Raw genomic sequence first — 24,413 nt, 5'->3', positions numbered from 1 at the left:
AGTCTTGCACGAAAATTCGGTAAGATATAGCGACCAATTTATAGACAAGAGTGTAAATCATGACGGATGCAATTGCTGGCAAAGTCCCCCACGTATTGGTAATTATGGATGGTATTGGACACCGTGAAGCGGTTAAAGATAATGCCTTCCTTGCAGCACAACGACCAAACTTGACTGCTATGCAACAAAAGCATCCGCATGGATTAATCTCTGGTTCTGGTGAAGACGTTGGCTTGCCAGATGGACAAATGGGCAACTCTGAAGTCGGTCATATGAATTTGGGTGCTGGTCGTGTGTTGTATCAAGACTTTACTCGAATTACCAAAGACATTCGTACAGGCGCTTTCTTTGAACAGCAAGTTTTGATTGATGCGGTTGAAAAAGCCAAAGCTGCTCAAGGTGCAGTTCATATTATGGGTTTGCTCTCGGAAGGTGGTGTACATTCACACGAAGACCATATTGTCGCGATGGCAGAGCTTGCACTGAAACGTGGTGCGAAGGTGTATTTACACGCCTTCTTAGATGGCCGTGACACACCACCAAAAAGTGCACAACCTTCATTAGAAAAACTCGATGCTTTATTTGCACAATATCCAAATCAAGGACGTATTGCCACCCTAATTGGTCGTTACTATGCTATGGACCGTGACAATCGCTGGGATCGCGTGGAACAGGCCTATCGTTTATTGACAGAAGGTGAGGCCGTTCGTACAGCAGCAACGGCAGTTGAAGGCTTGGAGCAAGCATACGCAGCAGATGAATCTGACGAATTTGTCAAAGCAACACGCATTGGTGATGTGGCTAAAGTTCAAGATGGTGACAGCATTGTCTTTATGAACTTCCGTGCTGACCGTGCGCGTGAAATTACCAAAGCTTTTGTAGAGCAAGATTTTGCTGGCTTCGAACGTAAAGTTGTGCCGAACTTGTCGATGTTCGTCATGTTGACACGTTATCAAGCAACTATTGATGCCCCTGTGGCTTATATGCCTGAGGCATTGCATAATTCATTGGGTGAATACCTTTCGACTTTAGGTAAAACACAGTTGCGTATTGCGGAAACTGAGAAATACGCGCATGTAACGTTCTTCTTTAGCGGTGGCCGTGAAGATGAATATCCTGGTGAAAAACGTATCCTAATTCCATCACCGAATGTTGCCACCTATGATTTAAAACCAGAAATGAGCGCTTATGAAGTGACTGATGAGTTGGTCGCGGCGATTAATTCGGGTGAATATGATCTGTTGGTGGTGAACTATGCCAATGGTGACATGGTCGGACATACAGGTGTATTCCAAGCAGCAGTGAAAGCTGTAGAAGCTGTGGATACCTGTTTAGGTCGTGTCTACGATGCAGTTATGGCTAAAAAAGGCCATATGTTGATTACTGCCGATCACGGTAATGTAGAGCAAATGCAGGACTACGTGAGCGGTCAAGTGCATACTCAACATACAACGGAATTGGTGCCGTTTATTTATGTGGGGCCAACGCAAGCTACAATCGCGGAAGGTGGTGTATTGGCTGACGTAGCGCCAACCTTGTTAAACTTGATGCACTTACCTGTTCCAGCAGAAATGCAAGGTCGTAACCTTATTACCCTACAAGCCTAATTCGGCTTTTTATAGGTGAATCAATGACACAACACTTGAAATTTGCTATTTCCTTAACAGCGGTATTCATGTGTTGTGGACCTGCAATTGGGGCAGTGAATGAGACTGACACTGCTCCAGATTTTGATGAAGTCGAACAAAGTTATCCCGAAGTCCCTGTTGAATCGATTCAGCAGTTTGTCCAGATTTATGGCATTGTCAAAGACAATTACGTCGATAATAAAAATGATGAACAACTCTTCCAACAAGCCATTCAAGGCTTGGTAAGTGGTTTAGATCGCTATTCTCGTTATTTATCACCCGAAGATTATAAGCAGTTGGTGCAATATACCGATGGTGACTTAGCTTCAGTCGATTTTAACTTAAGTTATGACAATCAACGACAGTGGACGATTCAAGGACTCAAACCAGAAGCCGATGCCTATAAGCAAGGCTTACGTAATGGTGTTTCTGTTTTCAAAATTGATGATCAAGAATTAAGAAAGTTGAACCGTGAACAGGTCAATGCGTTGTTGTATGGTTCGATTGGCTCGACTTTGAGTGTGCAATTGGGGCAGACCACCAAGCCAATTAGCTTGGTTCGGACCAAGAAAATTGAAACAGACATTGAGGCACAACTGCTACATAACCAAGTGCTACTGCTTAAAGTTCGGGTATTCCAACAAGATACAGCCAATGAAATTAAGCGTTTAATTGAAGAAAATAACCCATCTCGTCTTAAGGCCGTGCTGATTGATCTGCGAAATAACCCTGGTGGTTTATTGTCTGCAGCAGTGGAAACGGCAGACCTATTTTTAAATCAGGGCATTATTGTCACCACCAAAAGCCGTTCTGAAGGCAATCAACAATTTCAAGCCTTACCGAGTTCAGAATTCCAGAATTTAAAAGTGGGTGTGTTAATTAATGCCCGCTCAGCATCAGCAGCGGAAGTATTTACGGCGGCGATGAAAGAGCATCGTCGCGCGTGGGTGATTGGGGAAAAAAGTTATGGGAAAGGTGTGGTACAGAAACTGTTCCCATTGTCGAATGGTGCTGCGCTACAAATGACGGTATCGCATTATTACACCCCATCGGGCAAAATGATTGAAGGGATTGGCATTCAGCCCGATCAGCTATATCCCTTGCAACATGATATGAAAGAAGAGACTTATCTAGAGCATGTTGCAGAGATTATCGCGAATCGCCGTTAATTATTCATCTGTATCCAGCCCAAACTTTTTCAGGCGATAACGCAAAGAGCGGAAGGACATCCCTAGTTTTTTGGCTGCTAAAGTACGATTCCAATGGGTAATATTCAATGCATTGAGCAGAATCTCTTTCTCAATATTTTCTAGATAAAGTTCCAAACCTTCATCAGGCAGTTTCCGTGGCGCGAGCGTTAATTCTGAAGGTGCTGTCAACATTTGATCGATTGATAATACTGGGGTGTTGACGCTACGGCGCAACGGGGCACTTTGTAAATGCTGTACATCAATATAGTCATCATCACTTAAAGTAATGGCCCGCTCGATAATATTACGCAGTTCACGAACATTGCCTGGATAGTACTGTGCCAGTAAGAAATCTTTCGCACGTGTGGTGAGTGCTTTGACTTCAATTTCCCATTCACGGCAGACTTTCTGAATAAAATGCTGCGCGAGAATTAAAATATCCTGACCACGCTCGCGTAAAGGGGGTAGAACCAGATCCATCACATGGATGCGGAAAAACAGGTCTTGTCGGAATTTACCCTGTTGCACCAGTGATTCTAAGTCTTGATGGCTGGCACTGATCACTCGAAAATCGACATCAATTTCAGTATCTGAGCCAATTGGACGAATGGCTTTTTCTTGAACTGCACGGAGTAATTTGACCTGCATATTCAGTGGTAGTTCGGCAATTTCATCTAGAAATAAACTTCCGCCATGTGCCGATTGAATCAAACCTTGTTTGTCTTGAGTTGCACCTGTAAAGCTGCCTTTTTTGTGTCCAAACAACTCGCTTTCGAGTAGGTCAGAAGGAATCGCACCACAGTTAATGGCAATAAAAGGGCCTTCGTTGCGATTACTGAGGCGATGTACCAAGTTCGCCACAACTTCTTTGCCTGTACCAGATTCACCTGTAATAAACACGGGAGCTTGTGAGCGAGCGATTTTTTTTAAAGTCACGCGGAGTTGTTCGATGGGTGCAGACTGACCAATCAACATGCGTTGTTCAAGTGCATCTTCACTAGCAGCTTGTTGCTGAACTGGATTGTTCAGAGCTTTCTGTAAGAGCTGTTCAAGATGAGTTTGTTTAATCGGTTTACTGACAAAGTCAAAAGCACCTGCTTTGAGTGCGGCGATCGCAATATCCATATTGCCGTAGGCTGTTAGCACTGCGACAGGTAACTGCGGATATTGTTGAGAAATTTCTTCAACCAATTCCAAGCCACTTCCGTCAGGAAGATTTAAATCCGTAAAACAAATATCATAATGATGTTCAGACAACATTTTTTTGGCCTGTGCTATACGATAAGCCACATGCGTTTCGATCCCCATACGGCTGAGCATCATTTGCATCAGCGTACATAGGTCTTCTTCGTCATCTACAAATAAAACGAGTGGTTGTTGCGCCACTATAACACCCCAGTAAAAATTGAATTATTAAATCAGCTGTCGGCATTGAATGCGAAAGCAAGCTCCCTGTTGTTGTTCTACATAGCTTAAGAGGGCTTGATTGGCCTCACAAAAGCTATGTGATAGATATAATCCTAAACCTGTTCCTGTAATTGCAGTACTAAAGAACGGTTGAAACAGGTGGGCTTGATCCTGAATCGCCACGCCTTCCCCAAAATCACACACATCAATGTGAATGTTTTTATCCTGCGTATAGCAGTGGAGCTCTATTGTACTGCGTTCAGGTGAATTATGTCGGATTGCGTTGCGAATTAAATTAATTAATACCTGCCTAAATTGTGCCTCATCAAAATTTAAGCTGAGTTGAGGAGCAATGTGACATAAAATTTTGGTTTTAAGATCGGGCAGATCTTCCTGAATAAAAAGAGGAATAAAATGATCAAGCTGAATGGTAATGGGTTGAGTGGCTTGATTACGTACCATACTTAAGGTGTCTTGCACAATTTTATCAATACGTTTGGTCTGCTTGCTAATCATTTGGCTCAGTGTTTGCTGCTGATCAACTGTACTGTGTGGCAATAGCTCATTGGCTTGAACAATAGCGGCTAATGGATTACGAATTTCATGTGCAATACTGGCAGAGAGCTGCCCCAGCGCAGCTAATTTTAATTGTTGTACCTGCTGATTCATCTTCTGCCCATCTTGAATCACCAAAAGTGTCAGTATCTGCTGTGGGACAATCAGTTTCTGCACTTCAATATGCAAATGGTAGCGGCTCAGCTGAGATTCAAACTGAAATTTCTCTCCGTTTTGTACCTGATCAAAGTTCAGTAACTCAAACAAATCAGGTTGTAATTTATACAGTGGATATTTATCAAAAGCATAAAATGGCGCAATGCCTAATAAAGCACAGGCGGCAGGGTTACTTAAAACAATATGGCAGTTTTCATCTAAGACCAGATAGCCTGTTTCAATTTGCTCTAAGATATAGCGATTAATATTTTGCAGGCGTTTTAATTCCTGTGATTGGGAAAAGTTGACATGATCGAGCAGCTGAAAACGTCGAACTGCAATTTGCCCACAAGCATAAAAGACAAAAAATAAAACCGCCAAGATGACACTATTACCCAAATTATGAAACGAGTGTTGGGTTAGAAAGCTGATCAAGAATTGTTGATAGATAACCGCAATCACCGCAATGAGGGTAATAATTAAGGCTTTTTGTGTCTTGAGGAGTAATGAAGCGGCAAAAATGGTGGTTAAGAACAGAATACTGATACTTAAACTTGGACCATTGGTGGCGATGGTGAGTAGGCTTAAGGCAATAACATCGACAATAAAAATGAATGCAAACTGCTGCGGAATATGCTGTTTAAAATGTTTGAGATTAAAAAATTGTACGCAGTTAATGAAAAAATAACCCCAGAGTACATAAAAATACAGTTGAGGAAATTCGTAGTTGTTTGCTAGTTCATCTTGGGTCAAAATAAAAATCAGGACCAGACAACTGGTGATTAATAAGCGGTAAGCGGCATACCACAGCCCGAAAAAGTATTGATTTAATTCGAAATATTGGGAATGTTGCATGCTGCAAACCGATTATGATATTGAAAGTTATAGTTTTATTTTAAGGTTTGATGAGACCGTAACGAATCGCTAGATGTGTGAGTTTTACATCGCTATCGATATTTAGTTTTTCAAAAATACGGTAACGATAGGTATTGACTGTTTTTACACTCACGAAAAGTTTATCTGCAATTTCTTGCGCGCTAATACAGTTTACCACCATCATGGCGACTTGCATTTCACGCTCAGACAGAGCGTCAAACGGTGATTGTTGCGTGTCGGATAAATAAGAGCTTGCGAGTTGCTCTGCTATATCGGCGCTGAAGTATTTGCCACCTTGCATGACTTTATTAATGGCACGGACCATTTCACTGACAGGAGCACCTTTGGTGATATAGCCTTTAGCACCCGCTTTAAGGAGTAAAGAAGGGTAAGGTTCTTCGGCTAGACCACTCACGGCCAAAACTTTAGTCTCAGGCGCAGTCTGTAACAAGCGGCGAGTAGTTTCTACGCCACCAATGCCAGGCATATTAACATCGAGTAAGACAACGTTGGGGTGATGTTGGCGAACCAGATTAATAGCTTCTTCACCAGATTCCGCCTGACCAATCACTTGTACATCGGCATGATCTTCTAGCATACGGCAAATACCAGTACGGACTAATTCATGGTCATCCACCACTAAAACTGTAATCACCGATTTCTCCCTCTGGCTAAAAAAATTACATCATTTTTGTTACATAAAGCAAAATAAGCTTGCAATGAAACGACAAAATTAGCAATCCTATTCTTATTCCGAAATTAAAAGTTTTGCACAATAGCGCGAACAGAAAATTCCCGTTGCTGTGTAAATGTAAGGCATATTTGAGGTAATACGCAAATGTATCTTACCTCCCTGAGTTGAGTAAACGATTGTGAAAAATTCTAAGAAGTCATTCATGCATGTGTTGAGTATGTCTATTCTACTCAGCCTGAGTTCAACCAGCTTTGCTGAACTCGTCATTAATCCTTCCTCGGGGAGTGTTGGTCAGGCTTCAATGAACTGGTCTTCAGAGGAAGCGAGTCAATTATTAAATAGTGATGTTTCTTCACTTGCTGAGGAAGTGTCTCCGCAAGGATCAACCAAAGTCACCACGACGGTTCGCAGCTCAAATGGGGTACCAACCTATTCTGCGCCGAAAACGGTTCATATTATTGATACCTCTGCGGGTTATAGCAGTCAACCTTCTGTAAGTGCCCGTGCAGCGCTGGTCATGGATGCGCAAACAGGTGAGGTGCTTTATAGTAAAAATACCAATGCTGCATTACCAATTGCTTCAATTACTAAATTAATGACAGCAGTTGTTATTGCTGATGCACGTTTAGACATGTCTGAGGAAATTACCTTACAGTCGGTCGATTTTGCAGGAGCAGGTGGTAAAAATTCGAGTTCAACGCTACGTGCAGGGGATAGCATGAACCGTGCAGAAGCGTTGCTTTTTGCTTTAATGAAATCGGAAAATCCAGCGGCAGCAGCGTTAGCGCGAACGTATCCAGGAGGACGTAGTGCTTTCATTGCGGCAATGAATGCCAAAGCGCGTGCATTGGGCATGAATTCAACCCATTATGTTGAATCTACAGGACTTGATCCACACAATGTCGCATCAGCACGTGATTTGGGAATTTTGGTGAGTACTGCATCGCAATATGGTTTAATTCGTCAGTTTTCAACCACGGCAAGTTACGATTTTAACTTGGGATATCGTGTCTTAAAATCAAACAATACCAATGCTTTAGTGCGTAACGGTGGTTGGAATATCAACCTGTCCAAAACAGGTTATATCAATGAGGCAGGGCGTTGTGTCGTGATGCATACCACCTTGAATTCTCGTCCAGCAGTTGTGGTGATTTTAGGCGCGAGTTCATCTCAAAGTCGAACTGAAGATGCAACCCGTTTAATGACGTGGGCAAGTCAGTTACCAAAACGAATTTAATTTCTATCTTTAAAAAGACTCTTCTTAATGAAGAGTTTTTTTATGCCTATGAACTGCGACACAGCTTGTCTTAAAGATGAGTTTTTGACTATTTTTTGTATGTAGAATGCGTATGATAGCGAAATAACAAGATCATGACTGAGTCTGACTATGAATGCGATGCAACATGCTCGAATTTCAGCGAAACGTTGGGGTGGTGAGCCAGAAGATTATTATGAATTACATGCATTTATTGATAGTACCAAAAGTTTATGTAGTGATGCTCGACATCGAATTTTACATACTCTGTGGGGAATAAATTCAGTTGTGATCCCGATATTTGGTCATAGTGTTCAGAACAGTGCGGGCAAATCGATTGATATAAAAGACCTATGTGAACGTGATCATTTATTGGTAGATTATCAGCAGCGCTTTATTCCTACTTTAAGTGACTTTGTTCACGCCATTGATACAAGCCGATTACCTCAAAATTTAGAACGACATTTAGAACAATTACATCAAGTCTACGCCCAAAACCCAATTGCATCCCAATTAATGCTTTCACCTTTGGCACAAACAGGGAAGTTGCATTCTTTACTTTTTACCCATAACAGTTGGTTTATTTACGATATTTTACCGCGAATAGGCGTATTACCGAATTTACAGAATATTGTCTATAGTCCAGATGACATCTTCCACGCGATGCACTTTGAACTGTGGATGGATAATGGCATGGCAATTCCGCAAAGTGCGCAAGCATTACATCAAAGAAAACAACAAAGCTTCGTTTAAGCGTAGCTAAAAAATCAGGAGATGGCTATGACCACCTACGTTATTCGTGCAAAATACTTCGGCTATAACGATGAAGTTTTTTATGTTGCAGGCAATCGTATTAGCAATGTTTTTCAAGATCAGGCTGAAGCCGAAGCGGCTTATCAGAAGCTGGAGGTTGAGGGTGCACGAGATTTTGCGCTATACGAAGTAGAATCTTTATTTGATGCAGATGAAGCCACGTTAAAACAATTGGATGAATTTGTTTTTTCACGTTGTGGTGAGCACATTTACCAAGATGGAGAGATTTCTCGAGATGTGCTACCAAGCAGTTTGAGTGATGCTGATACGTTTAGTTTTGTACAAATGGCTGAAATGCAAAAATTTCAATTGGTCCATTTTGATCATGAAGTGAAGTTTTATGGTTTGTGGTCGACCAAGAAACAGCAATGGCTTGAAGAGCATGACGAGTTTTTTGCAGGGCTCATTTATGCTGAAAGCCCAGAATTACTCAAGGATAAAATTGAATCTATCTTTAAGGATTACGATTATTCAGATATTGAATTAGAAGGTTCATTGGAGTCCTTATCGGATCAGCCTATTTTGTTAAAAGCACTCATTCAGACAGATTATGCTTTAAGCTATGATGAAGATAAACAAATTTTAAATATTGGCCTGTGGCAGAATGAAGCTTTATATGCAGTGAATGCATTGCTCAAACAACCTTTATTTGAGGTTAAGCAAATTGAGTTAGAAGAAATTCAGCGTTTGGAAAAAGAACTCGCAAAAATGCATAGTTATGATGAAGATTATGAATGTGATGAAGAATAATCTTTGACATGAAATAAAAAAACCAGTTGCTCGCAACTGGTTTTTTTTTAGTGCAAGTGGAAACTTACATATTTGAAAGAATAGAATCTTTTACTTGAGACATGGTTGCATCAATTGACAACATAACTGCATCAGCACATTGTTTGATGGCTGTATCTGGATCTTTTAGACCATTACCCGTTACTGTACATACAATGACTGAACCTTCAGCAATTTTACCCGCTTTAATATCACGAATTGCACCACCGATAGAAGCAGCAGAAGCAGGCTCTACAAATACGCCCTCATACATAGAAAGCAAACGTTGTGCTTCTAGAATTTCAGCATCTTGTAGCTCATCAAACCAGCCTTTAGAGTCACGTACTACAGCTTTCGCATGGTTCCAGCTTTGTGGGTTACCAATACGAATTGCGGTTGCAACTGTTTCAGGATGTTCAACTGGCGCACCGCGCAAGAATGGAGCAGCCCCCGCAGCTTGATAACCCACCATGGTTGGTAGGCCTTCAGGTTTCGGACCTGTGAATTGATCTGTCGTAGCATCATAAACCACTTGTTCAAACTGATCAGCAGGTTGGTTTGCTACGGCTTCGGTATAACCCATCCAGTGCGCAGTAATGTTGCCCGCGTTACCTACAGGTAAGCAGTGATAGTCTGGCGCACGGCCTAAAGCTTCAACGATTTCGTAAGCAATAGTTTTTTGACCTTGTAAACGATACGGGTTGATTGAGTTAACAATCGTCACAGGTGCTTGATCCGCAACTTCTTTCACTAGGCGCATACCATCGTCAAAGTTTCCGCGAATTTGCATGGTGATTGCACCATACATCATTGCTTGCGCCATTTTACCCATGGCAATTTTGCCTTCAGGAATTAACACAAATGCTTTGATGCCAGCACGCGCTGCATAGGCAGCAGCCGCAGCAGAAGTATTACCTGTAGATGCACAGATAATTGCTTTTGAACCGTCTTCAACCGCTTTGGTCACAGCCATAGTCATGCCGCGGTCTTTGAATGAGCCTGTCGGGTTCAAGCCTTCGTACTTCACATAAATTTCAACATCTTTACCAATAATACGTGGAATATTCTCCAACTTAATGAGCGGGGTATTACCTTCGCCTAAAGAGATTCCACGAGTAGTAGCAGACACTGGTAAACGGTCACGATAACGGTCAACTAAACCAGTATAACGATTGGCATTCGACATGATGATGTTCCAATTATGGGTAGAGCTTGGCAAGGGGGAATCGCCCCCTTGACCCGATTAATTATCAAGCGATTCTAAACGAATTCGCACAATTTCGCCATGAATAGCTGGCAAGGCTTGGATTTGCTTCAATGCTTCATCCATCTTCGATTCAACCACTGGATCGGTCAGAATCACGATTGGAATCAGGTCTTTTAAGCGTGATTGTTGCATGATGGCATCAATGCTGATACCTGCACGGCTTAAAATCGTTGTGACGTCAGCGAGCACACCAGTTTGATCTTCGGCATTCAAACGAATGTAGTATCCTGTGGTCATTTCTTCACGGCTTAAGATTGGCATATCGGTTAATGCTTCAAATGCCAATTGAGGAATAGTCCCTGCACCATCTTCGGTATAGGAAATATCGCGAACGATATCTACTACATCGGCAACAACAGCAGACGCTGTTGGACCTGCACCTGCACCCGCACCGTAATACAAGGTTGGACCTACGGCATTGGCTTGAACCAGAACGGCATTTTTTACACCATTCACATTGGCAATCAGTTCTTCGGCTGGAATAAGGGTCGGATGAACGCGTAGTTCAATGCCTTTTTCTGCACGACGTGCAATCCCCAAATGTTTGATGCGGAAACCGAGTTCTTCAGCATATTTGACATCTTGTGCGGTGACTTTACTGATGCCTTCGGTATAGACCTTGTCAAACTGTAAAGGAATACCAAATGCACAAGAAGCCAAAATCGTCAGTTTATGTGCGGCATCAATTCCTTCAACGTCGAAGGTTGGATCAGCTTCTGCATAACCTAATTCTTGCGCTTCTTGTAATACATCTTCAAAGGCACGACCTTTGTCACGCATTTCAGTCAGGATGAAGTTGCCTGTACCGTTAATGATGCCTGCCAACCAATCAATTTTATTGGCAGCCAAACCTTCACGAATAACTTTAATAATGGGAATACCGCCTGCAACGGCAGCTTCATAGGCGATTTGTACGGCATTGTCTTCTGCCGCTTTAAATAATTCATTGCCATGTTCAGCCAATAAAGCCTTGTTGGCGGTTACGACTTGTTTGCCATGCTTGATGGCTTCCATGATGACTTCATAGGCAGGATGAATCCCGCCCATAACCTCTACAACAACATCGACATCGGGTTGACGTACGATGTCCATCAGGTCTGCACTTTGTTTTACAGAAGCTGGAAGATCAAGGTCTGGACGCGGACGACGAGTACCGACATGGGTAATTTCAATTCCTCGACCGGTGCGACGTTTAATTTCAGCAGCGTTTTCTTTTAGTAGTTTAAGGGCACCACCACCCACAGTTCCAAGACCGAGGATTGCCAGACGAACTGGTTTCACGTCACACTCCATTTATTTCTTCAATTTTACGCGAATCTAGATCATAGCTAAAAAAACGCTCAGACTCTAGGGTGGAGAGAAGATAATCTCCACCTATAACTAATAGTAAAATAACAAATAAAAATTAGTTATTTAAACGCTGCTCTAATTCTTCAGGACTGAGGTATCCGCCTAAATAAACACCTTCGGTATTATAGATCGCAGGTGTACCATTCACGCCCATATTCAAGCCCAGTTGATATTGATCGCGGACAGGGTTTTTACAGGTAGCAGCAGGTAATTGAGCACCTGCAATCGCTTGGTCAAATGCTGCACGACGATCTGCACTACACCATACGCTTTCCATGGCAGGCATAAACTGTTCGCCACGTGGCCAAGCAATGTAACGGACTTCGATACCCTTAGCGGTAATTTCAGGAATATGTTCGTGCAATTTGTGGCAATACGGGCAGCTTGCATCGGTAAACACATAAACTACATGTTTCGTTTTACCTTGCGCTGGATAAACCAAGAGATCTTCTGTTTTTAAGCTGGCTAAATGCTTTTTATTGGCTGCGGCTTGCAAGTTCTCACTGACATTATGTAGCTTTTTATCACCTAAGCGAATGACATCGCCTTGAATTAAGAATTTACCGTCACTGGTGGCATAGACTGAACTCATACCTTCCAAGTTCACCCAATATAGATTAGGGACTTCGGTGGGTTTGATATCAATAATTTTGGCCTGAATACCCGCAGTTTTAAAATGTTGCTCTAAAGTTTTAATCAGGCGTTGTTGTGCATTGCGTTCAGAGAGATTTGATGCTTCTCCAGTGGCAGGTGCACTCGCTGTGAGCGTATTTTGCTTTTTGTCATCATTATTTGAATTTGAACATGCCGTGAGAGCTAAACTGCCTGCCAAGGTACATGCAATAAATAATTTTGTGCGGGTAAATGACATATAAAACCCTTTCTTTTAGGTATAAAAACAGGAAGCTAGCATAACAAAAAAATCTTTGTAGCGTGGTATTTCTTGGTGTGGACTCTGTGAGCGTATTTAATTTATGGTCTAGGCTCGTGGATGGAACTCGGCATGTAGTTGCTGCATACGAACTTGTGCCACATGGGTATAAATTTGTGTGGTCGATAAATCACTATGTCCCAATAATACTTGTACCACACGTAAATCCGCACCATGGTTGAGTAAATGGGTGGCAAATGCATGACGCATGGTATGCGGTGAAAGTTCTGCTTGAATGCCAGCCTGTAGGGCATAGCGCTTAATGGCATACCAGAAATTTTGCCGACTCATAATCCCACCTTGTTGGGTGAGGAACACATAGTCAGTTGCCGATTTATACAGACTTGGTCGGGCTTGTGCCAGATAGCGTTCAATCCATTCAGAAGCCACTTGTCCTAAAGGCACCAAACGTTCTTTGTTGCCTTTACCGACAATCCGTAGATAACCTTGTTTTAAATTGATCAGTTCTAAACGTAAATTTAACAATTCTGATACACGTAAGCCACAGGCGTATAAGACTTCAAACATAGCACGGTCGCGTAAGCCCAATGCAGTACTGGTATCTGGTGCAAGAATTAGGGCTTCTACGTCTTGTTCTGAAAGATCTTTAGGTAAGGCACGTCCAATTTTCGGGGTGCGATGACTAGCAACAGGGTTGTCACTTCGTAGTTTTTGTTCTCTTAAAAATTTAAAAAAAGAACGTAGGGCTGAAAGGCAACGGGCGATAGAACGCGGGCTTTTTCCTTGTTGAGTGAGGCTCAGCAATACATCTGCAATGTCTTCACTTTGCCAATCAATCAAGGCTTTGTTGTGGCATTCGCTGCATTGAATCAGGTCGGAAAGATAGGCATTGCGTGTATGGGGGCTAACGGTTTGTGCAATTAAATAGTCACGGAAACCCTGAAGAAAGCTGAGTTTTTCTGGAATTTGGATAGGTGTAGGTATTCTAGGTTTTTTATTTAACATTCGTGCTTAGAATTCAGGAAACCGATTTAGATTGTTTATCTTAACTAATTTTACAACATTTTTCTGAGTGGACCTTGTGGTATAAAGTGAATGCGAATAGGAATCTAACCTTATTTGGTAATTATTCTCATTTGCGTGTATACTACAGTAAAATATTTTAGGGTTTAGTGCGGTGCTTTTATCTGATTTGAAAGTCAAGCAAACGGCCATCATCCGGAATGTTAAACGTCATGTGGATGGCGATGCAGTTCAGACTGACCTGATAGCAAGTCGTTTAGAGACTTTAGGTTTTGTGCCTGGTACTTCCGTTCAGGTGGTGACAAAAGGTATTTTTGGTGGCGATCCGATTTTAATTCAGGTTGGATTTACCCGTTTCGCACTAAGAAAAGTTGAAGCTGCAAAAATTGAAGTTGAAATGGAAGGAGCACCTGCATGAGTGATGCGTTGCGTATTGCCCTTGTCGGGAATCCTAACTGTGGTAAAACCTCATTATTTAACCATTTAACAGGAACTCGTCAAAAGGTCGCGAACTATGCGGGCGTGACGGTTGAACGTAAAATGGGTCAGTTCTCTTTACCTTCAGGGAAAGCCGTTCGAGTCTTGGACTTGCCTGGAACTTACAGCTTAGATGCAACTAGCCCCGACGAAGCCATCACCCGTGATGTAGTACAAGGTAAAATTGTAGAAGAAGGGCATCAGGATGCATTTTTATGTGTGGTAGATGCCACCAACTTAAAACTGCATTTAGGTCTAGTTCTAGAAATGATTGAATTGGGCCGTCCAATTCTACTAGTTCTAAACATGATGGATGAAGCACGCCGTCGTGGCATGCAGATCAATACCCAGAAATTGTCTGAACGTTTGGGGATTCCTGTTGCTGAAACCGTTGCGGTGCGTAATGCAGGCATCGAAAACTTATTGAATGCTTTAGATCAGGCCAAATATGCCGTACCTCATACAGAATTGAGTGGTCTAAAAGGTTCACATCACCAAAAAATCGCCACAATTTTGCATGACGTCGTTCAGTATGCGGACCAAGAAGATAAACGTTCTGATTTCCTTGATCGTATTTTTTTACATCCCGTACTTGGCTTAGTCACACTTGCGGTGATGATGTTTGTGGTTTTCCAAGCGGTTTTTGCTTGGGCCGCTCCGTTTATGGATGGGATTGAAAGTTTATTTGGCTGGCTGGGTGAAGTGATTGGCGCATCCATCTCGCAACCTTTATTGCATAGTTTGGTGGTTGACGGAATTATTGCGGGTGCGGGCGGTGTCGTAGTGTTTTTGCCTCAGATTATTATTCTGTTCTTCTTTATTTTGGTCTTGGAAGAATCGGGCTATCTACCGCGTGCTGCATTTTTACTGGATAAATTAATGTTTAAAGCAGGCTTGAGTGGACGTGCATTTATTCCATTGCTGTCTAGCTTTGCCTGTGCAGTTCCTGGAATTATGGCAACCCGTAGTATCAGTGACCCACGTGATCGTTTAACCACAATTTTTGTGGCCCCACTAATGACCTGTTCGGCACGTCTACCTGTATATGCTTTATTAATTGCGGCATTTATTCCTGCGCAAACCGTGTGGGGAATTTTTAATTTGCAAGGCTTGGTGCTATTTGCTTTGTATATGGCGGGTATTTTCAGTGCGTTGGTTGTTTCATTTGTATTGAAATTTTTCCAAAAAGATAAATCGCAACATGCGTTGCTGATGGAGCTGCCAAGTTACCGTTTTCCTGACCTAAAAAGTGTCGGTATTGGTTTGTTGGATCGTACCAAAATCTTTATGAAACGTGTTGGTGGGATTATTTTCGCGCTTTCTATTTTGCTGTGGTTCTTGTGTACTTTCCCTCAGCCGCCTGCGGGCGCGACTCTGCCGGATATCGATTATTCCTTCGCAGGAATGTTGGGGCATATCATGCAGCCTATCTTTGCACCCTTGGGTTTTAACTGGCAGATTTGTATTGCCTTGATTCCAGCTATGGCGGCACGTGAGGTTGTTGTTGCGGCTTTGGGCACAGTCTATGCTTTATCTGCTGTCAATGATGATGCCATGTCGCAAGGATTGGCGGCAATCATTGGTGGTAACAGTGACTTAGGTTGGTCTTTGGCCACAGGTTTGTCTTTATTAGTCTGGTTTGTTTATGCACCACATTGTTTAGCGACTTTAGCGACTGTACGTCGTGAAACAGGTTCATGGAAAACCGTGAGCTTTATGACCGCATATTTGTTTGGTTTGGCATATTTGATGTCATTCCTGACTTATCAAATTGCCTCGCACTATTTAGGTTAATCTGCAAGGAGACTCTGAACATGGTTGAAATTCTGATTGTTGCAGCCTTGGTGCTGTGGAGTGCACTGGTGGTGTTTAAGAAAGTGTTTCCGAAAACGTCCAATAAAACCTTTGGCGCATTGGCAGGATTTACGCAAAAGCAGGGTTGGAACACGCTATCTAAATGGTTGAAGCCTGCGCCTGTTGCCGGTTGTGGTGGCGGTTGTGGCTGTAGCCAAGAGGATGCACCCAATGCGAATAAAACTACTGAGATTCAAGCAGTGAAGTGGAAATAATCCATTTTGCTTAATTCACAAAAAAGCCGTCAAATTTGACGGCTTTTTTACGCGCTGACACAAAAAAACAGAGAGAAAGTCAAAACAGAAAAAGCATTCAAAACAGCAAAGTGCTAACATTTTGTCAGTTTTACCAATCAACCAAAACATGGGGCAAAAATGTTAATACAGCGTGGTGGATTAAAAGTCGTTGCTGGACTTGGAATTTCAGGTGTTGCAGCAGTAAATTTCTTACATGAGAAGGGCTACCGCGTTGCAGTAACAGATTCACGAGCAACTCCGCCAGGGCATGATCAAATTCCTGCCGAGGTACAAACCAGTTTTGGTCAATTAGATCGAGAACTTTTATTACAAGCTGAAGAAATTATTGTCAGTCCAGGACTGGATTTGAAATTACCCGAATTGCAAGCTGCGATTGCACAGCAAATTCCAGTTGTCAGTGAAATTCAGGTATTACGCCGTGCCACGGACAAACCGATTGTGGCAATTACAGGTTCAAATGCAAAAAGTACCGTGACCACGTTATTTGGTCTCATGGCTCAAGAAGCAGGTAAGAAAGTTGCTGTAGGCGGTAATTTAGGACGACCAGCGCTAGATTTAACCAAGGATGATCCAGAACTGTATATTCTTGAATTATCGAGCTTTCAGCTTGAAACGACTTCGAACTTGAATGCAGCGGTTGCAGTAGTTCTGAATATGAGTGAAGACCATTTAGACCGTCATGGAGATATGTGGGGCTATCATCAAGCCAAACACCGTATTTTCCAAGGTGTGAAAAAAGTGGTGTACAACCGTGATGATTCGTTAACTCGTCCTTTGGTACCTGATGTGACGCCATTACAAAGTTTTGGCTTAAATGCACCAGATCTGAATCAATACGGCATTTTAAAAGATGATGATGGTACCATTTGGTTGGCACGTGGTCGTGAGCGTTTATTGAAAAGTTCGGACATGTACATTCAAGGTACGCACAATGTCGCAAATGCCTTAGCATGTTTGGCTTTAGGTGAGGCGATTGGCTTACCACTTGAGTCGATGCTGAATACTTTGAAGCATTTTAAAGGTTTGGAACATCGCTGTGAATTTGTGAAAGAGGTGAACCAAGTCCGTTACTATAATGATTCTAAAGGCACCAACATTGGCGCAACATTGGCTGCGATTGATGGGTTGGGGGCTGCGATTGAAGCTCAGCAAGGCAAGGTAGCGATTATCTTGGGTGGACAAGGAAAAGGACAAGATTTTACTGCTTTGAAAGATTCACTAGTCAAATACGCTAAACTTGCGGTGTTGATCGGTGAAGATGCGAACCTGATCGAACACGCGATTGCAGGAACTACGACCATCTTGCATGCTGCAACATTAAAAGAAGCAGTAGCATTGTGCCAAGTACATACCCAGCCACATGATGTGGTGCTATTGTCTCCAGCATGTGCAAGTTTTGATATGTTTAAAAGTTATGGTGATCGTGGTCATCAGTTTGTCGATTGTGTGAATGCTCTAACTTAAAAGAATGATAAGGAGAGAGTTGTATGGCAGGTTTAGCTCAGACAACGATCAATAAATTTCAACAATTTTATGACCGTGTCAGTCCGCGAATTCCAGCGGAATTTACGGCAAGAAATGTGCTGATTTTTTGTGTGATTGCTTTGCTGTGTTTAGGTTCTATCATGGTGGCTTCGGCTTCCATGCCTTATGCAGATCGAATGTTGGAGAATCCATTCCATTATGTTGTACGCCATGCTATTTCCATTGTAGTGGCTGGCATTGCCGCATTTTTGGCTTATCGGGTTTCGCTGAACGTATGGTTCAATAATACTTTTTCGTTGTGGCTCATCACCATTGCCTTGCTCGCTGCTGTCTTGGTGATCGGGACAGAGGTGAATGGTTCCACACGATGGATTCGTATAGCTGGCTTTACCTTGCAAGCCACGGAAGTTGCTAAGGTCATGATGGCCATCTTTACAGCCGATTATGTTGTGCGCCGCGCTGCGGAAGTCAGGAACAACGTTAAAGGTTTGGTACGGCTTGCTGCAATCATGATTTTAACGGTTGGTTTGATTATTGCTGAACCCGATTTAGGTGCAACAGTGGTGATTGTGCTGATGATGTTGGGTGTGTTCTTTTTAGCAGGCGCACCCGTAATTCAGTTTGGTATTGCGCTTGGTGCGATTCTAACTGCATTCTTTTTCCTGATTGTATTTGAGCCTTACCGTTTTGAGCGTCTGATGTCGTTCTCTAACCCTTGGAACGATCCTTTGGGGGCAGGTTATCAGTTGTCGAACGCATTGATGGCCTTTGGTCGTGGTGAGTGGGTCGGTGTAGGTCTGGGTCACAGTATCCAAAAAATGTCGTATTTACCTGAAGCACATACCGACTTTATGTTGGCAGTGTTAGGAGAGGAATTCGGCTTTTTAGGCATTACTGTGGTATTGCTTTTGTCTTTTGGGATGTTGGTGTGCTGTATTAAAATTGGTCATCGTGCGCTACGCAATCAATACTTGCGCGCAGGTTATTTGGCTTATGGCATCAGCATTATTTTCTTGCTGCAAATTCTGGTCAATGCGGGTATGAATATGGGGATGTTACCGACCAAAGGTTTAACTTTGCCTTTTATTAGTTATGGTGGTTCATCTTTAATTATGTGTGCAGTGATGATCAGCTTAATTCTTAAAATTGATGCAACCACGCAAGACATTAACCCAAGTAAGGAAGAATCAAGTTTCTAAGCCTATTGGGTATGTGGCTAATTAAGCACATATATTCTATTTGAAAACCTCTTGTCTAATCAGATGAGAGGTTTTTTATTTTCTCTAGCATTAGAGATAGTGTCCTTCCAATTCGATACAGTGAGGAATGAGATCGGTATTCCACTGCGCCACAGCCTGTTGCAGCATGATTTCAGGTCGGTCTATATCTACTTCGGGTTGATGCAGAGCGTGTAGCGCCTGTTGTAATAGTTCAGGTGCTTGCTTCGGGTCTAAGGCTTTTGCAAGGTTTTGTTTCGAAAGTTTTTGTCCCTGATCATTCATGGCGAGTGGTAAATGCATGTAACTCAGGGTGGGGTAGCCCAAAAGTTGCGCCAGCCAAATTTGACGTTCAGTATTATCCAGCAGGTCTGCACCACGTACTACATGGGTGATGCCTTGTAAATAATCATCTACAACAACAGCGAGTTGATAATTGATAATGCCGTCTCGACGTTTGAGTACGAAGTCCCCCAAATCCTGTTTTAAATTGCAACAGTGTAGCCCTTGCAAGCGATCTTGAAAGCAAATACGTTGATCTTGCACCTTAACACGAATGGCTTGATGTTCAAACGCCAGACCTAAATCACGACAAGTTCCTGCATAGATATGATTAGAGCCCAGCATTTTACGGGTACAGGCACAGGCATAGACTTGACCTATAGCATGTAACTGCTCAATGACTGTTTCATAAAGGGCTAGACGATCTTTCTGGAAGATAATCTCAGCATCGGGATAAAGTTGAAAGGCTTCTAGACATTGTAGAATATGCTGTTCACTGCCAGGATAAATACGCGGAATATCGGTATCTTCTACACGAACCAGCCATTGCCCTTGTTGTGCTTTGGCATCGCAATAACTCGCAACGGCGGTGAGTAAGGAGCCAAAATGCAAAGGGCCGGTTGGCGATGGCGCAAACCGACCCACATAAGCCATCCTATTGTCCCCTTCCTTCTGTAAGGCAAGGGTTAGGGGAGGATTATTGAATAACATGCTTAACCGTTATTTTGTTTCTCTTTGATTTCCGCCAAGGTTTTGCAATCAATACATAGAGTCGCAGTTGGACGTGCTTCTAAACGGCGTAAACCAATTTCGATACCACAAGTTTCACAGAAACCGTAATCATCATTTTTGATGGCTTCAATCGATTGTTCAATTTTACGAATCAATTTACGTTCACGGTCACGTGTTCTTAATTCAATTGCAAATTCTTCTTCTTGCGTTGCACGGTCGTTTACGTCAGGCAATGCAGTATTTTCGTCTTGCATGGTGTTGAGGGTGCGATCCACTTCAGACATGAGCTCTGCTTTCCATGCCAGTAAAATCTGACGGAAGTGCTCAAGCTGTCCTTCAGACATGTATTCTTCATTCTTTTTTGGCTGATAAGGTTCAATACCAAATAAGCTCGCAGTAGAACCACCTTCTGTTGCCTTCGGCTTTGCTTTACGTACGCGCTTGGTAGATTTGTCATCTACAACATCTGTATGTTCATCCAAGACTTGGGTTTGGTTATCATTCGCCATATAGGGCATTCCTCATCATATACGTACATCTATACGCAAAAAATATGGTGATATGCAAGTGTTTTTATCTACCGCCCATGCGGAGATTGTTCCACAGGGGTCGTCATCATATAGACTTTTTTCAGTTCTGGATAGTCTTTGATGTTTCGATTTAAGCTATCACCTTTTATTTAGCAGCCATAACATAATGGAAATAAAATGAAATGAAAAGTTAGTAGCCTGTAATTTCAATATTTATTTTTTTTGTATGGGCTGTGTGCGATGCACTTGAGTTGTAAACTCACCATTGGCTTTTAATTGTACGACGCGATAGCCAGGTGCTTCATCATCCAGCGCAAAATCATCACTATGTGGTTTAAATTGTACGCAGGTTGATGGGGTGGATAGGAAATGTATGCCATGCCATTGATTTTCCGAGGCTTGATGGACATGACCACATAATACCAATTTGACATTCGAGTGTTTAGCCAAAACATCGGTCAGATGCTCAGTGTTTTTCAGAATATGTTGATCAATCCAACGGGACTGCATTTCAAAAGGGTGGTGGTGGCAGGCAATTAAAATGGATTGCTCAGCATGTAGGTTAAGAATTTGATCCAGTTGTTTGAGTTGTTCGGTATTAATCCAGCCATCAATTTTGCCTTTGACGGCACTATTGAGCAGCACTAAACACCAATTTCCTATAGGAATGGCATGGACTTTATTTTGCTGGTCATGAAATGGAAAGAATTCCTCACTATCATGGTTGCCAGGCACTTGGTAGTATTGAAAACCTGTGGTTTGCATAAAAGCGAGGTAGCGCTGATAGGTTTCAGACACAGGAACCTGCGCCAAATCACCCGTATGAATCAGCGCGTGGGCATGTGGATATTCATGTTGAATTTGCGCCATCACCCGATGAAAACTTTGCTCAGGATTCATATGCACAAATTCTAAATCATCCTGATTCATTAAATGTGTATCTGAAATTTGTATAATGGTCCAGCTTTGTGGCTGTTCATGTGGTTGTTTTAAAGTCATGTCCTTCCCCTTAGACATTCCTTATAGTTTTAATGTGTTGTTCTAACCATTGCAATGCCATGATGACAGGCGCATTTCTGAGCCGACCATTGGTCAGTAGATTACGTATGTCGGCATAATCAAGAATATGCAATTGAATATTCTCGCCTTCGTCAGCAACTCCGAATATTCCGCCTTGTTCAGGGAGTACTGCTTCTGCACTATATAGATGAAAAAGCTCTGCACATGCTCCGGCAGAAGGATAAAAACTGAATAGATGCTGCAAATCTTGCAACTCACAACCTGACTCTTCTAGGCTTTCTCGGCGGATACAGCTTTCAGGTGACTCATCATCATCGAGTACGCCAGCAATGACTTCCAGTTGCCATGGCGAATCTTGATCATCCATTGCGCCAATACGAAACTGTTCAATTAAAGCGAATTTTTGTTGATGGTCATTATAAATTAAAACCCCTGCCGCTTCGGGACGCTGAACTAATTCCCGATGAATAATAGAGGTATATTCGCTTTGCTGAAATAAACGATGTTTGAGGCTGACTTTTTCAACCTGAATAAAGCCACGAAATAAATATTCTCGAGAAAGAACGTCTACTTCGTCGCTGTTATACGTTGCTCGTTTAATAATATTCATAAAGCTCGGTCAGGATGAAAATGACTATTTCATCCTAACGGAGTTTTTTCTGAACACCAATATTTTTTTAGCCAATTACACTTTGTGGTACAATTTTTGACCATGTTCGTGGTAGGCATTTTTCATTGCTTGTAGACCTGATTCTACTTCTGAATCGACTTCTTCTGATGCTGACGCATTTTTCTGATTTTGCGCATAATCTCGAACATTCTGAGTAATTTTCATGGAGCAGAATTTTGGTCCGCACATTGAGCAGAAATGGGCAGATTTATGCGCTTCTTTTGGCATGGTTTCATCATGCATGCTACGTGCTGTGTCAGGGTCTAAGGCCAAGTTGAATTGATCTTCCCAGCGGAATTCAAAACGTGCTTTAGACAAAGCATTGTCACGGGCTTGGGCACCAGGATGACCCTTAGCCAAATCCGCAGCATGTGCAGCAATTTTATATGTGATAATGCCATCTTTCACATCTTTCTTATTGGGTAAGCCCAAATGCTCTTTCGGGGTGACGTAGCACAGCATGGCGGTGCCGTACCAACCGATCATGGCTGCACCAATTGCAGAGGTAATGTGGTCATAACCCGGAGCGATATCAGTTGTTAAAGGCCCAAGTGTATAGAATGGTGCTTCTTTACATACTTCTAACTGGAGGTCCATATTTTCTTTGATCATGTGCATTGGTACATGACCCGGACCTTCAATCATGACTTGAACATCGTGTTCCCAAGCGCGGTGTGTCAGTTCACCTAAAGTTTTCAGTTCACTGAACTGTGCTTCGTCATTGGCATCTTGCACACAACCTGGACGTAAACCATCGCCTAAACTGAATGAAACATCATAGGCTTTCATGATTTCGCAGATTTCATCAAAATGCGTGTACAAGAAATTTTCTTGATGATGGGCTAGACACCACTGCGCCATGATTGAACCACCGCGCGACACAATACCCGTTAAACGATTGGCAGTCATTGGTACATAACGAAGCAATACACCTGCGTGAATCGTGAAGTAGTCAACGCCTTGTTCAGCTTGTTCAATCAGTGTGTCTTTGAAGATTTCCCAAGTGAGATCTTCAGCGACACCATCAACTTTTTCCAGTGCTTGATAAATTGGTACGGTGCCGATAGGAACGGGTGAGTTACGAATAATCCATTCACGTGTTTCATGAATATTTTTACCCGTTGATAAGTCCATGATGGTGTCAGCACCCCAACGGGTTGCCCATGTCATTTTTGCCACTTCTTCATCAATGCTAGAACCTAGTGCCGAGTTCCCAATATTGGCATTAATTTTCACCAAGAAATTACGTCCAATAATCATGGGTTCAATTTCAGGATGGTTAATATTGGCAGGAATAATGGCACGGCCTGCAGCAATTTCTTGACGGACAAACTCAGGGGTAATTTCACGTAAATTTTGTGCCCCGAAATTTTGACCTGCATGTTGACGCATATCCACGCCTTCACGTTGGCGTTGGTTTTCACGAATCGCAATATATTCCATTTCTGGGGTAATAATGCCTTGCTTGGCATAATGCATTTGCGTGACATTTTTACCCGCTTTAGCGCGACGTGGGTTTTGAATATGTGCAAAACGAATGTCAGCCGTGCGAATGTCTTTCAGGCGTTCTTGCCCAAATTTTGAAGTCAGACCTGTAAGGACTTCTGTGTCGTCACGTTCTTCAATCCAAGTTTGGCGTACCCAAGGTAAACCTTTGTTCAGATCAATCGAAACATTCGGGTCAGTATAAACCCCAGAGGTGTCATAGACACGTAAAGGCAGATTTTGTTCGCCACCTAAACCTGTTGGGGTATCAGTGAGGCTAATTTCACGGAAGGGTACACGAATATCAGGGCGTGAGCCTTCAATATAGACTTTGTTTGAAGCAGGTAGAATTCGAGTTAAATCTTTTGCATCTTGCTCATGTTGAGCTGAAACTTCAGCAGGGGAAAGATTCGTTAATTGGTTCATAGCATGATCCTTATGAATGACATCAACGAATCAAGCACGACCAAAACTTGGCTGGTCTTCTGGTTTAAATTCTAGTAATAAATTCACCAGATAGACGGAGGGCG

The 24,413-nt window shown here is 42.5% G+C and carries 21 protein-coding genes and 1 pseudogene; 10 read left to right on the top strand and 12 right to left on the bottom strand.

Annotation, left to right across the window (positions count from 1 at the left end; all coding sequences use genetic code 11):
* The first annotated feature begins 59 nt into the window (after positions 1-59).
* Complete coding sequence (gene gpmI / locus C3F34_RS05580; RefSeq protein WP_016168489.1) at positions 60-1,607, top strand: 2,3-bisphosphoglycerate-independent phosphoglycerate mutase; 1,548 nt, start codon at positions 60-62, stop codon at positions 1,605-1,607.
* Positions 1,608-1,630: 23 nt separating this feature from the next.
* A complete protein-coding gene (locus C3F34_RS05575; RefSeq protein WP_104441218.1) occupies positions 1,631-2,797 on the top strand; it encodes a S41 family peptidase in 1,167 nt (388 codons plus the stop codon).
* Here the strand turns inward: C3F34_RS05575 and C3F34_RS05570 are convergent, their stop codons facing one another.
* Genes C3F34_RS05570 through C3F34_RS05560 form a run of 3 tightly spaced genes read right to left on the bottom strand, consistent with a single transcriptional unit; the run spans position 2,798 to position 6,467 of the window.
* Entirely contained in the window at positions 2,798-4,207 is a 1,410-nt protein-coding gene (locus C3F34_RS05570; RefSeq protein ID WP_104441217.1) for a sigma-54-dependent transcriptional regulator, read from the bottom strand.
* A gap of 24 nt (positions 4,208-4,231) precedes the next feature.
* Complete coding sequence (locus C3F34_RS05565) at positions 4,232-5,791, bottom strand: sensor histidine kinase (protein ID WP_104441216.1); 1,560 nt, start codon at positions 5,789-5,791, stop codon at positions 4,232-4,234.
* Between the two features lie 40 nt (positions 5,792-5,831).
* On the bottom strand, positions 5,832-6,467 hold the full coding sequence (locus C3F34_RS05560; protein WP_016168485.1) for a response regulator: 636 nt from the start codon (positions 6,465-6,467) through the stop codon (positions 5,832-5,834).
* Positions 6,468-6,684: 217 nt separating this feature from the next.
* Between C3F34_RS05560 and pbpG the strand changes: the two genes are divergently transcribed.
* From pbpG to C3F34_RS05545, 3 genes are all read left to right on the top strand, one after another.
* Complete coding sequence (gene pbpG / locus C3F34_RS05555) at positions 6,685-7,743, top strand: D-alanyl-D-alanine endopeptidase PBP7/8 (protein ID WP_104441215.1); 1,059 nt, start codon at positions 6,685-6,687, stop codon at positions 7,741-7,743.
* A gap of 150 nt (positions 7,744-7,893) precedes the next feature.
* Positions 7,894-8,514, top strand: coding sequence for a DUF6915 family protein (locus C3F34_RS05550; RefSeq protein WP_016168483.1), 621 nt, complete (start codon positions 7,894-7,896; stop codon positions 8,512-8,514).
* A gap of 27 nt (positions 8,515-8,541) precedes the next feature.
* Positions 8,542-9,324 (top strand): hypothetical protein, encoded by a 783-nt coding sequence (locus C3F34_RS05545; RefSeq protein ID WP_104441214.1) that lies wholly within the window; start codon positions 8,542-8,544, stop codon positions 9,322-9,324.
* Between the two features lie 64 nt (positions 9,325-9,388).
* Here the strand turns inward: C3F34_RS05545 and thrC are convergent, their stop codons facing one another.
* The 4 genes from thrC to xerD form a co-directional block, all read right to left on the bottom strand.
* Positions 9,389-10,528, bottom strand: a complete 1,140-nt coding sequence (thrC, locus tag C3F34_RS05540) for a threonine synthase (RefSeq protein WP_044738787.1) — start codon at positions 10,526-10,528, stop codon at positions 9,389-9,391.
* 57 nt (positions 10,529-10,585) lie between these two features.
* The gene (locus C3F34_RS05535; protein ID WP_016168480.1) at positions 10,586-11,890 is read right to left on the bottom strand and encodes a homoserine dehydrogenase; all 1,305 of its coding nucleotides are present in this window, start codon (positions 11,888-11,890) and stop codon (positions 10,586-10,588) included.
* Positions 11,891-12,014: 124 nt separating this feature from the next.
* Positions 12,015-12,830 (bottom strand): DsbC family protein, encoded by an 816-nt coding sequence (locus C3F34_RS05530; protein ID WP_044738788.1) that lies wholly within the window; start codon positions 12,828-12,830, stop codon positions 12,015-12,017.
* A gap of 108 nt (positions 12,831-12,938) precedes the next feature.
* Complete coding sequence (gene xerD, locus C3F34_RS05525) at positions 12,939-13,856, bottom strand: site-specific tyrosine recombinase XerD (protein WP_016168478.1); 918 nt, start codon at positions 13,854-13,856, stop codon at positions 12,939-12,941.
* A 172-nt stretch (positions 13,857-14,028) separates the two neighbouring features.
* On the opposite strand from xerD, the gene C3F34_RS05520 reads away from it, so the two are divergent.
* From C3F34_RS05520 to ftsW, 5 genes are all read left to right on the top strand, one after another.
* Complete coding sequence (locus C3F34_RS05520; protein ID WP_016168477.1) at positions 14,029-14,292, top strand: FeoA family protein; 264 nt, start codon at positions 14,029-14,031, stop codon at positions 14,290-14,292.
* On the top strand, positions 14,289-16,145 hold the full coding sequence (gene feoB / locus C3F34_RS05515; RefSeq protein WP_104441213.1) for a ferrous iron transporter B: 1,857 nt from the start codon (positions 14,289-14,291) through the stop codon (positions 16,143-16,145). Before C3F34_RS05520 ends, feoB begins: the two co-directional genes overlap by 4 nt.
* A 20-nt stretch (positions 16,146-16,165) precedes the next feature.
* Positions 16,166-16,420, top strand: a complete 255-nt coding sequence (locus tag C3F34_RS05510; RefSeq protein WP_104441212.1) for a DUF6587 family protein — start codon at positions 16,166-16,168, stop codon at positions 16,418-16,420.
* A 159-nt stretch (positions 16,421-16,579) separates the two neighbouring features.
* On the top strand, positions 16,580-17,926 hold the full coding sequence (gene murD, locus C3F34_RS05505) for a UDP-N-acetylmuramoyl-L-alanine--D-glutamate ligase (protein ID WP_104441211.1): 1,347 nt from the start codon (positions 16,580-16,582) through the stop codon (positions 17,924-17,926).
* A gap of 23 nt (positions 17,927-17,949) precedes the next feature.
* Positions 17,950-19,146, top strand: a complete 1,197-nt coding sequence (gene ftsW, locus C3F34_RS05500; RefSeq protein ID WP_016168473.1) for a putative lipid II flippase FtsW — start codon at positions 17,950-17,952, stop codon at positions 19,144-19,146.
* Between the two features lie 90 nt (positions 19,147-19,236).
* Here ftsW and gluQRS read toward each other — a convergent pair whose 3' ends face one another.
* The 5 genes and pseudogenes from gluQRS to thiC all read right to left on the bottom strand — a co-directional run bounded on the left by gluQRS (position 19,237) and on the right by thiC (position 24,309).
* Positions 19,237-20,157: a tRNA glutamyl-Q(34) synthetase GluQRS gene (gene gluQRS, locus C3F34_RS05495; RefSeq protein WP_016168472.1), complete on the bottom strand. Its 921-nt coding sequence runs from the start codon at positions 20,155-20,157 to the stop codon at positions 19,237-19,239.
* A 2-nt stretch (positions 20,158-20,159) separates the two neighbouring features.
* A complete protein-coding gene (gene dksA / locus C3F34_RS05490) occupies positions 20,160-20,687 on the bottom strand; it encodes an RNA polymerase-binding protein DksA (RefSeq protein ID WP_016168471.1) in 528 nt (175 codons plus the stop codon).
* A 211-nt stretch (positions 20,688-20,898) separates the two neighbouring features.
* Positions 20,899-21,707 (bottom strand): annotated as a pseudogene (gene cpdA, locus C3F34_RS05485) (3',5'-cyclic-AMP phosphodiesterase).
* A 10-nt stretch (positions 21,708-21,717) separates the two neighbouring features.
* Entirely contained in the window at positions 21,718-22,338 is a 621-nt protein-coding gene (locus C3F34_RS05480; RefSeq protein ID WP_044738792.1) for an NUDIX domain-containing protein, read from the bottom strand.
* Positions 22,339-22,413: 75 nt separating this feature from the next.
* A complete protein-coding gene (thiC, locus tag C3F34_RS05475; protein WP_044738793.1) occupies positions 22,414-24,309 on the bottom strand; it encodes a phosphomethylpyrimidine synthase ThiC in 1,896 nt (631 codons plus the stop codon).
* Between the last annotated feature and the right edge of the window lie 104 nt (positions 24,310-24,413).

Source organism: Acinetobacter sp. ACNIH2, from assembly GCF_002934965.1.
GTDB lineage: Bacteria > Pseudomonadota > Gammaproteobacteria > Pseudomonadales > Moraxellaceae > Acinetobacter > Acinetobacter tandoii.
This window is presented reverse-complemented; position numbering and strand designations above follow the sequence as displayed.

Excerpts from the sequence above, each read along its gene's own strand:
- murD (WP_104441211.1), top strand. The coding sequence starts at position 16,580 with ATGTTAATACAGCGTGGTGGATTAAAAGTCGTTGCTGGACTTGGAATT.
- xerD (WP_016168478.1), bottom strand. The coding sequence starts at position 13,856 with ATGTTAAATAAAAAACCTAGAATACCTACACCTATCCAAATTCCAGAA.
- gpmI (WP_016168489.1), top strand. The coding sequence starts at position 60 with ATGACGGATGCAATTGCTGGCAAAGTCCCCCACGTATTGGTAATTATG.
- feoB (WP_104441213.1), top strand. The coding sequence starts at position 14,289 with ATGAGTGATGCGTTGCGTATTGCCCTTGTCGGGAATCCTAACTGTGGT.
- ftsW (WP_016168473.1), top strand. The coding sequence starts at position 17,950 with ATGGCAGGTTTAGCTCAGACAACGATCAATAAATTTCAACAATTTTAT.
- C3F34_RS05565 (WP_104441216.1), bottom strand. The coding sequence starts at position 5,791 with ATGCAACATTCCCAATATTTCGAATTAAATCAATACTTTTTCGGGCTG.
- C3F34_RS05480 (WP_044738792.1), bottom strand. The coding sequence starts at position 22,338 with ATGAATATTATTAAACGAGCAACGTATAACAGCGACGAAGTAGACGTT.
- dksA (WP_016168471.1), bottom strand. The coding sequence starts at position 20,687 with ATGGCGAATGATAACCAAACCCAAGTCTTGGATGAACATACAGATGTT.
- C3F34_RS05530 (WP_044738788.1), bottom strand. The coding sequence starts at position 12,830 with ATGTCATTTACCCGCACAAAATTATTTATTGCATGTACCTTGGCAGGC.
- thiC (WP_044738793.1), bottom strand. The coding sequence starts at position 24,309 with ATGAACCAATTAACGAATCTTTCCCCTGCTGAAGTTTCAGCTCAACAT.
- C3F34_RS05545 (WP_104441214.1), top strand. The coding sequence starts at position 8,542 with ATGACCACCTACGTTATTCGTGCAAAATACTTCGGCTATAACGATGAA.
- thrC (WP_044738787.1), bottom strand. The coding sequence starts at position 10,528 with ATGTCGAATGCCAATCGTTATACTGGTTTAGTTGACCGTTATCGTGAC.
- gluQRS (WP_016168472.1), bottom strand. The coding sequence starts at position 20,157 with ATGTTATTCAATAATCCTCCCCTAACCCTTGCCTTACAGAAGGAAGGG.
- C3F34_RS05550 (WP_016168483.1), top strand. The coding sequence starts at position 7,894 with ATGAATGCGATGCAACATGCTCGAATTTCAGCGAAACGTTGGGGTGGT.
- C3F34_RS05575 (WP_104441218.1), top strand. The coding sequence starts at position 1,631 with ATGACACAACACTTGAAATTTGCTATTTCCTTAACAGCGGTATTCATG.
- C3F34_RS05510 (WP_104441212.1), top strand. The coding sequence starts at position 16,166 with ATGGTTGAAATTCTGATTGTTGCAGCCTTGGTGCTGTGGAGTGCACTG.